This is a genomic window from Phenylobacterium sp. (genome assembly GCF_020253645.1).
Taxonomy (GTDB): domain Bacteria; phylum Pseudomonadota; class Alphaproteobacteria; order Caulobacterales; family Caulobacteraceae; genus Phenylobacterium.
The window spans coordinates 1-9,792 of sequence record NZ_JADCBG010000146.1 but is presented as its reverse complement, the minus strand read 5'-3'; the positions used below and the strand labels follow the sequence as shown (position 1 = coordinate 9,792).

At 67.3% G+C, this 9,792-nt stretch carries 10 protein-coding genes and 1 pseudogene; 8 read left to right on the top strand and 3 right to left on the bottom strand.

The genetic code is table 11. The features are described 5' to 3' along the window. Together INE98_RS10230 and INE98_RS10225 are read right to left on the bottom strand one after the other, a co-directional pair. Positions 1–223, bottom strand: a pseudogene (locus INE98_RS10230) (arsenate reductase ArsC); the annotation flags it as partial. A 22-nt stretch (positions 224–245) separates the two neighbouring features. Continuing rightward, positions 246–602 carry a helix-turn-helix transcriptional regulator gene (locus tag INE98_RS10225; protein ID WP_293538714.1) on the bottom strand — a complete coding sequence of 119 codons (357 nt, stop codon included), beginning with the start codon at positions 600–602 and terminating at the stop codon, positions 246–248. Between the two features lie 89 nt (positions 603–691). Here INE98_RS10225 and INE98_RS10220 point away from each other — a divergent pair, with 89 nt between their 5' ends. The 7 genes from INE98_RS10220 to INE98_RS10190 all read left to right on the top strand — a co-directional run bounded on the left by INE98_RS10220 (position 692) and on the right by INE98_RS10190 (position 8,716). After that, positions 692–1,675 carry a TauD/TfdA family dioxygenase gene (locus tag INE98_RS10220; RefSeq protein WP_293538712.1) on the top strand — a complete coding sequence of 328 codons (984 nt, stop codon included), beginning with the start codon at positions 692–694 and terminating at the stop codon, positions 1,673–1,675. Between the two features lie 265 nt (positions 1,676–1,940). Next, on the top strand, positions 1,941–2,993 hold the full coding sequence (locus INE98_RS10215; protein WP_293538710.1) for an HlyD family secretion protein: 1,053 nt from the start codon (positions 1,941–1,943) through the stop codon (positions 2,991–2,993). Continuing rightward, positions 2,980–4,455 carry an efflux transporter outer membrane subunit gene (locus INE98_RS10210; protein ID WP_367120187.1) on the top strand — a complete coding sequence of 492 codons (1,476 nt, stop codon included), beginning with the start codon at positions 2,980–2,982 and terminating at the stop codon, positions 4,453–4,455. The genes INE98_RS10215 and INE98_RS10210 overlap by 14 nt, the downstream gene beginning before the upstream one ends. Beyond that, entirely contained in the window at positions 4,448–5,989 is a 1,542-nt protein-coding gene (locus INE98_RS10205) for an MDR family MFS transporter (protein WP_293538708.1), read from the top strand. The genes INE98_RS10210 and INE98_RS10205 overlap by 8 nt, the downstream gene beginning before the upstream one ends. 59 nt (positions 5,990–6,048) lie before the next feature. Then, complete coding sequence (locus INE98_RS10200; RefSeq protein WP_293538707.1) at positions 6,049–7,416, top strand: MFS transporter; 1,368 nt, start codon at positions 6,049–6,051, stop codon at positions 7,414–7,416. A gap of 221 nt (positions 7,417–7,637) precedes the next feature. After that, complete coding sequence (locus INE98_RS10195; protein WP_293538705.1) at positions 7,638–7,832, top strand: hypothetical protein; 195 nt, start codon at positions 7,638–7,640, stop codon at positions 7,830–7,832. Then, the gene (locus INE98_RS10190; RefSeq protein ID WP_293538704.1) at positions 7,829–8,716 is read left to right on the top strand and encodes a fatty acid desaturase; all 888 of its coding nucleotides are present in this window, start codon (positions 7,829–7,831) and stop codon (positions 8,714–8,716) included. The genes INE98_RS10195 and INE98_RS10190 overlap by 4 nt, the downstream gene beginning before the upstream one ends. Before the next feature lie 56 nt (positions 8,717–8,772). Here INE98_RS10190 and INE98_RS10185 read toward each other — a convergent pair whose 3' ends face one another. Then, positions 8,773–9,198, bottom strand: a complete 426-nt coding sequence (locus INE98_RS10185) for an acyl-CoA dehydrogenase family protein (protein ID WP_293538703.1) — start codon at positions 9,196–9,198, stop codon at positions 8,773–8,775. On the opposite strand from INE98_RS10185, the gene INE98_RS10180 reads away from it, so the two are divergent. Continuing rightward, positions 9,154–9,528 carry a hypothetical protein gene (locus INE98_RS10180; RefSeq protein WP_293538701.1) on the top strand — a complete coding sequence of 125 codons (375 nt, stop codon included), beginning with the start codon at positions 9,154–9,156 and terminating at the stop codon, positions 9,526–9,528. The genes INE98_RS10185 and INE98_RS10180 overlap by 45 nt on opposite strands. The last annotated feature ends 264 nt before the right edge of the window (positions 9,529–9,792 follow it).

Below are 9,792 nucleotides of genomic sequence, written 5' to 3'. Positions count from 1 at the left end.
CGGCGAACTCATCCCAGGACTTGGAGCGGAAGTCGCCGGGGTCGAGGCCAAGCGACCTGAGGACCGGAAAGGCGCCCGGATTGACCCGTCCGGTCGGGAAGGACCCGGCGGAGTGGGACTGGAACCGGTCGCCGCCAAGGCTACTGAGAAGACCCTCGGCCATGACCGACCGGGCGGAATTGCCGGTGCACAGGAAAAGGACGTTTCGTCGGGCGTCGTTCATGGGCGTCTCCGGAAGGTGGTGTTCAGGGCGCCGGGACCGGGACGCAGGCGGGGGAGAGGTCCGCGCAGATCTCGGGCCGTCCGTCGCAGCAGTCCTCCATCAGGTAGGACAGCAGGCCGCGCATGGCGCCGAAGTCGGCGGAGTAGATGATGGAGCGCCCCTCCCGGCGTGACCTGACAAGACCCGCCCCTGCGAGGATGGCCAGGTTGGAGGACAGGGTGTTTGGCAGGCTGCCTGTCACCCGGGCGATCTCTCCGGCGGCCAGTCCCGCAGGGCCCGTCCGGACGAGCCGCCGGAAGACCTCAAGGCGGCCGGGGTGGGCCAATGCGCCCAGGGCGGCGACGGCGGAGACGGAAGACGGCAGGACATTCCCGGACATTGCGCCTCAATACATCGAGATTTCCGGAATTGTCGAATCCTAATCCAGGTCCCAATCTGGAGACCCGGAACGGAGCGCAAGGACGGCCCATGCTGACGCCCGCACCCCTCACCACCGCAGACACCTGGCTCGGCCGCGACATGGCCAGGCGCGGAGACTGGCGGCGGACCCTGTCAGGATGGGAAGTGCAGGAACTGATGGCGGCGCGAGCGACAGCGAGGGCGAGGACCCTTGACCGGGCGAATTGGACCCGGTCGGACTTCCCCCTTCCAGGCCTGGGCCCCGAGGTCGAGGGCTGGCTGGAGGATCTCGACGGCGGCAGGGGATTCCTGCTGCTGAGGGGGCTTCCGGTCGGGGAGCTTGGGCCTGAGGCGGCGTCCGACATCTACTGGGGCCTTGGCTTGCACATGGGCCGGGCCATCTCGCAGAACACGGACGGGGACCTGCTGGGGCATGTCCGGGACACCGGCGCCGACCCGAAGGCCTACGGGGTCCGGCTCTACAGGACTCGGGCGGAGCAGGACTTCCACACCGACGGCGCGGACATCATCGGCCTTCTCTGCCTGCAGGGGGCGAAGTCCGGCGGGACCAGCCGCATCGCCTCATCGGCCGCCATCTTCAACAGGCTCCTGCTAGAACGGCCAGACCTCGTCCCGGCCCTGTTCAGCGCCTATCCCTTCGACACGCAGGGCCAGCACCGGCCCGGAGCGCCGGCCTGGTTCAGCCGTCCGATCTGCCGCCTGGCGGAGGGCCGCCTGAACCTGTTCTTCATCCCCTGGTACATCCGCGAGAGCCAGCAGCACGCCGACGCCCCGCGCCTGTCCGCGGACCAGGAGGCGGTCCTGCGCTTCATCGAGACGACCGCCAACGATCCCGACCACGTCCTCGACATGGACTTCCAGCCCGGCGACATCCAGTTCCTCAAGAACGCGTCGATCCTTCACAAGCGGACTGCCTACGAGGACTGGGATGATCCAGCCCGCAAACGCCACCTGCTCCGGCTCTGGCTGGTGCAGGATGGCTTCTCGGCCGGAGACGCCGCCCTGCGCCAGGGCATCCGCTCGCCGGCCTAGGCGCAGCGCCCTGTCTCCCGGCTCTGGCGAAGCAGGATCGGGACGGGCGACGCCACCGGCAAGCGAGTTCCGCAGCAGGATTATTGGACGCCTCAGTACACTCCGGCTAAGTAATAGAAAATGCGTGAGAAAATCCGGCTGAAGCCGACGTGCCGTCTTGCCCTTGGGCGGCATTGGGCCGAACATGACCTTACAGACAGGTCCAGACTCACGCCCACGGGGCGATGCAGGACAGGGCCCGCACAAGGCATGGGGAGGAAGTCGCGTGACCGACAAGGCGTCGGAGGGAGGCGGCGTGCGCAAGGGCGGAGGCCTGTCGCGTCGCTGGATCGTCATGGTGAGCGGGCCGCTGCTCATCCTGGCCGTACTGGCCTGGTATCTTGTTTCCCTCGGTCGCTTCCAGACCACCGACAACGCCTTCGTTCAGGTGGCGAAGACCCCTGTTGCGCCCTCGATCGCAGGCCGGGTCGTCGAGATCTACGTCCGCGAGAACCAGGCGGTGAAGAAAGGGGAGGTCCTCTTCCGTCTCGACTCCCGCGACGCCCGGGCGAACCTGTCCGCCGCCGAGGCTCAACTTGCCAGCGCCGAGCAGATGGTGGCCCAGCAGCGCGCCGTCTTCGGGCGCGAGCAGGCCAATGTGGCCGCCGCGCGGGAGAAACTCAGCTATGCCGAAGCCGAGGCCACCCGACAGGCCGGGCTGGCCAAGGCGGGCGCAGGATCGGTTCAGCAGGCCGACCAGGCCCGACATGCCGCCCGCCTCGCCAGGGAACAGCTGCGCGCCGCAGAACAGTCCGCGGCGGCGGCCCTCGCCGTTCTCGGCGGTGACCCCAAGGCGGGATCGGATGCGGCGGCGGTGCTCCAGGCCCGCGCCCAGGTCGAGCGGGCGCAGCTGAACGCCTCCTATACCGAGGTCGTCGCGCCGTCCGACGGCGTTGTCGCGCGCGTCGATCAGATGCCCGTCGGCGCCTATCTCAACGCCTCTCAGTCGGCTTTCTGGCTCCTGTCAGGCCGGCCCTGGGTGGAGGCCAACTTCAAGGAAGACCAGGTGGCGCGGATGCGCGTCGGACAGCCGGTCGAGATCCATATCGACGCCTATCCCAAAGGACGGCTGAAGGGCCGTGTCGCCAGCTTTGCGCCGGGGACTGGCCAGGCCTTCTCCGCCCTGCCCGCCCAGAACGCCACGGGAAACTGGGTGAAGGTGACGCAGCGCCTGCCTGTTCGCATCGAGTTCGACGAGCCCCCGCCGGAGATGGCGACCCGGGCAGGCCTCTCGGCGACCGTCAGGGTCGACGTGCGGTCCGGTCGTGACCGGGAATAGGCCCGTGACCGGGCGTCCCAGAACCGGCCGGCGCTGGACAGGAGTGCCGGCGATCTTCGCCGGGATCGCACTTCTCGGAGGCTGTGCGACTGCGCCGGAGACGGCCCCGGGAGCTGGCTCCGCAGCGATCACGGACCGATACGGAATGGCTGGCGAGACGACGCCGGCGCGGGTGCTCGAAGCTGGCGCGCGATCGAAGGACTGGTGGACTGCGCTCGGCTCTCCGCAGCTGGGCGAGGTGATCCGGATCGCCCTTGAGGAGTCCCCCGATCTGGCCGAGGCCCGCGCCGTGCTGGATCGACATCAGGCGGAGTCCGACGCGGCCAGAGCGCTGCTGTCTCCGCGGCTCGGCCTCAACGCTCGGACGGAGCGCCAGCTGTTCAACAGCAAGGGTTTCGGCTTCAGCGGATTTCCCAGCCGCACCTTCAGCATCTTCAGCCTCGGCGGGCTGGTCAGCTACGACCCGGACGTCTTCGGCGTGCTGAAGGGGCGCGCGGCGGAGGCGGGGGCCCTGGCCGACAAGGCCCGCTGGGAGGCTGACGCCGCCGCCCTCACCCTCTCGGCCAATGTCGCGCTGGAAGCCGTGCGGCTGGCCGGCCTGAACGCCCAGATTGCATCGGCGGAGCAGGTCATCGAGGATGACCGCAAACTTGTCGACCTTGCCTTCAAGGCTGAAGCTCTTGGGGGAATATCACGATCGGAGAGGGTCCGGATCGAGGCTCAGCTGGCCGAGGACGAGGCCGGGATGCCCGATCTCCTGCGCCAGAGGAACGAGTCCCGCAGGCGCCTCGCCCTTCTCGCAGGCCGCGAACCGTCGCAATGGACCCCGCCGGACTTTCAGCTCTCGGACCTGAGCCTTCCCGCTGCGATCCCGCTGGCCCTGCCCTCGGAACTGGTCCGGAGCCGCCCGGACATCCAGGCTGCGGAGGCTGACCTGCGGGCGGCCCGCCTTGCGGCACGGGCGACCGAGGCGGATCCGCTTCCCAAGCTGAACCTGACTGGTAATCGGGCCCAGACCGCCAATCAGATCGAGGACCTGTCTCGGTCGGACTCCCGTGGCTGGAGCCTGTCGGCCGGACTGACGGCCACGCTCTACGATGGCGGACTGTCCCGCGCGAACCGCCGCGCGGCGGAAGCTGAGCTGCGGGAAGCCGAGGCGCGCTACCGGAGCACAGTCCTGGCCGCCTTCGCACAGGTGGGCGACCTCCTCTCCTCTCTCGAGGACGGGGAGGCGGAAGTCGCCGCCTACCAGCGGGCGGTGGACTCCGCCCAGCAGGACGCCGAGATCTCGCTGTCTGGCGTGCGGCTTGGCGGCACGCCGCTTCTTCGGGCGATCGACGCGCGGCGCGAACTCAGTCTGGCAAGGCGCAACCTCGCCATTGCCGAGGCGCGACGCCTCTCCGATGCAATCGGACTCTTCGCCGCCGCAGGGGCCGACTGGCGGTCATCGGGCGATGACTGACTCTCCGGACTTCCTCGAAAAGGACAAGGCGAACCGAATTCCCATCACGGGCGCGCTTATGCTCGCCACGCTGATGCACACCCTGGACAGCACCATCGCCAACGTCGCCCTGCCCCAGATGCAGGGCAGCATCTCGGCCTCTCCCGAGCAGCTGACCTGGGTCCTGACGTCCTACATCCTGGCCACGGCGGTCATGACGCCCCTCTGCGGGTGGCTGGCCATGAAGTTCGGCCGCAAGCGCATGATCGTCCTGTCCATCATCGGGTTCACGGCCGCCTCCATGCTCTGCGGGATCGCCACCACGGTTCCCGAGATGGTGCTCTATCGCACGCTGCAGGGTCTGGCGGGGGCCGCCCTGATGCCCCTCTCCCAGTCCGTGATGCTGGACACCTACCCGCAGGAACAGATCCCCCGGGTCATGAGCCTCTGGAGCGCGGCGGTCATCATGGGTCCGATCCTCGGTCCCATCGTCGGAGGGTGGATCACCGAGCACCTCAACTGGCGCTGGGTGTTCTTCATCAATCTGCCCCTCGGCATCATCGCGGTGCTGGGGGTCTCCGCCTTCATGGCTGACGATCCTGGAGGGCGACAACGGCCCTTCGATGTCATCGGCTTTTCCGCCCTCACCGCCTTTGTCGTCGGTCTCCAGGTCATGCTGGATCGGGGGCCCGGACAGGACTGGTGGGAATCGCCGGAGATCTGGGCCTGGCTCGCCCTGGCCATGGCGGGGCTATGGGTCTTCATGGTTCAATCCGCGACGGCGCGACATCCCTTCTTTCACCGCGACCTCGCCAGGGACGGAAACTTCGTCGGCACGACCATCTTCAGCTTCTTTGTCGGCGTCCTTCTCTTCTCCACCACCGCCCTTCTGCCGGTGATGATGCAGAACCTGATGGGCTATTCGGCCATGCAGACCGGCGAGGCCAGCGTCAGCCGGGGCCTCGGCTCTCTGATCTCCTTCCTGATGGTCCCGTTCCTGATCCAGAGGCTCGGGGCCCGGAAGGTCCTGTTCATCGGCACCGTCCTGAGCATAGCCTCATTGTGGGCGATGGCCGGCTTCGACCTGTCGATGACAGAGCAGCCCATCATCATCAGCGGCTTCATCCAGGGGGTCGGCACGGGACTGCTCTTTGCGCCGCTCAGCACCCTGGCCTACGTCACCCTGAGCCCGGCGCACAGGGTGGAGGGCACCATCCTGGCGACAATGGCCCGAAGCATGGGATCGGCCGTCGGGATCTCGATCGTTCAGGCCATGGTCCTGCGGAACAGCGCGCTGGCCCACAGCGAACTCTCCTCCCGGATGGACCCCACCAGTCCGATGCTCAATGACGTCCTGCCCTTCGAGGGCGCCCTGACGACCTCCGAGGGGCTGTCGCAGCTCAACGGAGAAGTCACTCGCCAGGCGATGATGATCGGCTATGTCGACATCTTTAGCTGGATGACGCTGATCACCATGGCGATGATACCCTTGATTCTGATCTTGAGGCCGCCGCCGAAGGCGCCCATAGAGAAGGTCGGGGCTTCGCCGGACTGAAGCACCGCGCCAAAGACGCGACCAAAACAAAAAAGCCCCAGGGAGCCCGGGAAGACCAAATGACAGAGACTGCAACACCGTCGGCGGATCCCATCGCACCACCCCCGACAGCCTCCATCACCGAAGCTCCGTTCTCGGCGGCCTACACGCGGTACGCCATGCTCCTGCTGCTGGCGATCTACACCATCAACTTCCTCGACCGGTCGATCATCAACATCCTCGCCGAGCCGATAAAGAACGAGCTCAAGCTGGCCGACTGGCAGCTGGGCCTGATGAGCGGGCTGGCCTTCGCGCTCTTCTACACCGTCCTTGGAATCCCCCTCGCCCAACTGGCCGAGAGGAAGAACCGCCCGTACATCATCGGAACCTCGGTGGCTGTCTGGTCAGGATTCACGGCCCTTTCGGGCGCGACCACAAACTTCGTCCAGCTGGTCCTTTGCCGCATTGGCGTCGGCATTGGCGAGGCAGGTTGTACTCCGCCTGCGCACTCCCTGATCGCCGACTATGTCCCGAAGGAAAAGCGGGCCTCCGCCCTCGCCTTCTATTCGATGGGCACGCCCCTGGGGGGCTTGCTCGGACTTGTGATGGGCGGCCTGATCGCCGATGCCTATGGCTGGCGCGTCGCCTTTCTTGTCGCCGGCGTGCCCGGGCTCCTGTTCGCCCTGCTCTGCTTCCTGACCCTTCGCGAGCCCCGCAAGATCCTTGCGGCGCACAGCGCCCGGGTCACCGCCGCCCAGGCCACCTTCCGCGAGACCCTGTCCTACCTGATGAAGAAGAAGACCTTCTGGCTGATCGCGCTCGGCGCAGCCATCAAGGCCTTCATCGGCTATGGCCACGCCCCGTTTACAGCCAGCTTCTTCCTGCGGGTGCACAGCGAGGAGATCAGCCGCCTCGCGGCCAGGTTCGATCTGGGATCCGTGGGCTTCATGGGTCTCGCCCTGGGCCTGATGGGCGGCACCGCCGGGATCATCTCGTCCTGGCTGGGCGGACAGATCGCGGACCGGTTCGCAAAGACCGACCTCAGGGGCTACGTCGTCGTACCTGCGATCGCCTCCCTCATCGCCGTCCCGATCTATATAATCGCGGTCAGCGTACCGTCCGCCTCGGTGGCGCTCTGGATCCTGGTCATCAACGGCCTCCTCGGCTCGCTCTGGTATGGCCCGGTCTACGCGATCGGCCAATCGATCGTGCCGCCGCACATGAGGGCCACAGCCTCGGCCATCCTGCTGTTCGTGATCAACCTGATCGGTCTGGGCCTTGGCCCGACGGTCGTCGGGATCATCTCCGACATCATGGCCAACGGCGTCGGCCTCGGCTCGGCTCAGGGCGTCCGGTGGGCGCTGATGATCTCCACCTGCTTCGGGATCCTGGCCTTCGCCATGTTCTGGATGGCGCGCAAGACCATCCGTGAGGAAATGGAGTCCTGACCGGAAGGTCCTGGCGGGGGTTCAGGTCCCCGCCAGGGCCGCGTCGGCTTCAAGCCGGAGGCGACCACCAACATGGCCTTGCCCGCGGACTCTTCATGGAGCCGCCCGTGTAGTGGGCCGAAACAAGGAAGGTCCCCAGGCTCGGCCCACTGACGTCCAGATAGAAGTTGACGCATGCGTCACTTTCGGATTCCATACCGATGCATCAAAAGGGAATCTGCTTGGGTCGCCTTCTCCCCCTGATCTTCCGGAACCTTACCTTTCTGTTCGGGATCGGCTTCCTGGCGCCCTTGGTGGCCCAGACGCTGGAACGGACCCTCCCCTCAATTTCCGGGACGCCCTGGCCCTTGATCGTAGGCCTGGTGATCGGCGGCGGGTGGGGCGCCATCGCCCAGAAGACAGGTCGCTGGGTGTGACCGACCTCTCCGTCGAGGCCCTCCGCGCCCTGCCGCCGAAGGAGCTCAACCGGCTTGAGTCCGAGGTCGCGGCGCGCTTCATGGGGGGCCTGCCCTGGGGCTCGGTCCTCTGGGGCCTGGGCAACCTGGCGGTCTGGCTGTCTCTGTGGCCCCTGACCCTGTCCGGGGTCATGCCCCTCTGGCTGGCCTTCCCCATCGCCACCCTGAACGTGGCTCTCTGCTACCTGCCCTCGCACGAGGCCCAGCACCGGATCATCGCCCGCGAGGGCGAACCCCTGTTCTGGCTCAACGAACTGGTGGGCCATCTCTCGCCCCTGCCCATGCTCCTCCCCTACGGCGTCGCCCGGCTGACCCACTACGAGCACCACCTGCACGCCAATGACCCGGAGCTGGACCCGGACATCCACACCAAGGCGCCGAACGCCTGGCGGCACCTTCTGAACACCATCGCCCATCGCCAGCCGGGATCAGCGACGGGGGGAAACTACGGCAAGGCCCTGGCCCGGATCGGAACGGACGAGGCCCGGCGAGCGGGCCTCGTCGCCGCCGTCTACACCCTGGCCTACCACGCCATCCTGTTCGCCCTGGCCTGGTCCGGCTTCGCCATCGAGGCGGCCCTGATCTGGTGGCTGCCGCGCATCCTGGGGACCACCTACATCCAGTTCTACCTGAGCTGGGCGCCGCACCATCCGGCGGAGGAGATGGGCCGATACCGGGACACCCGCGCCTTCCGCAGCCGGCTCGGGATCCTTCTGTCCTCGGGCATGCCCTTCCACATCCTGCATCACCTCTACCCACGCATACCGCTGCTGCGGCACGGGGAGGCTTACAGGGCCCTGAGGCCCTTCCTGGTGGCGCGGGGCTGCCGGCTTGACGGGCTCTAGGTTCCGCAACACCCGAGGAGCGCTGCTGAGGCGGCGACGAACCCGGAATGGATGCTCTAGAGGCTGCGCGCCAGTGTCGCAGCGTCGTCCTGCCGGGACAGGGCCCATTCCCCCAGGCGACGCGCCCAGTAGGACTCCCCGCCGTGGGAAAGCCGCAGGCGGTGCAAGGTTCCGGTGAAGCGGTGCAGCGCGTGCTCGGCGCTGACGCCGATAGCGCCATGTACGGCGTGGGCGATCCCCGAACAGACCTGGGCCGCCTCGCCACAGCGCATCTTGGCGACGGCCGCTGCAGGCGGGGAGATGGACAGGGGCGCACCCACGAGGGCGGTCTCGGCGGCCATGCGAGCGGCCATGACCTCCTCGGCCATGACGGCGATCTGGTGCTGGATCGCCTGGAACTTGCTGATCTCGCGGCCGAACTGCCGGCGGGTCGAGGCGTGGTCCAGGGTCATCGACTGGAGGGCGTCGATCAGCCCGGCCATGACCGCCGCGTCCGCGGCGGCGCACAGGGCGCGGCCCGTCTCGGCCGGAACGCCGCCCGCCGCCAGCACGGGAGCGGCATCGACGCAGTCCAGGACCTCAGGATCGACGAGGCGGGCCAGCAGGGTCTGGACGATGGCCGGCGGCGCGGCCCTGCGCCCGGTCTCGAAGGCCAGGGGGAAGAGGCCGGAGAGGTCCAGCCCCGCCCCGCCCTCGGCCTCGGGCCGGAGAACATCGAGGAAGCCGGAGGCGGAGAGCTCGGCAAGGGCTGGAAGTTAGCTTCGCGGACTTGGCCGCCTTGGGGTCGGTTCGAGAAATTCTGCTTCTGGTGAAAAACCCGTTGGAGCTGCTCGGCAGGTATCGGGATCGCGGATCGGCTCCGCTTATGACCGCAGATGGGTGGTTTTGCGAACGCCGGGTTTCGCCACCGGCTTGGAGCACAGAATTACGTCGCCCCGCTTCAGGTCAAACGATAATCCCGCTTGCGCCATAAACTCTACATATATAGATTGGTGTAGTGCCGAGACGCCCCAACATCTCCAAACAGACTCGAACCGCCTTGCTGGCGCTGCTCGAACGCCCGCAGGATTGGCGTT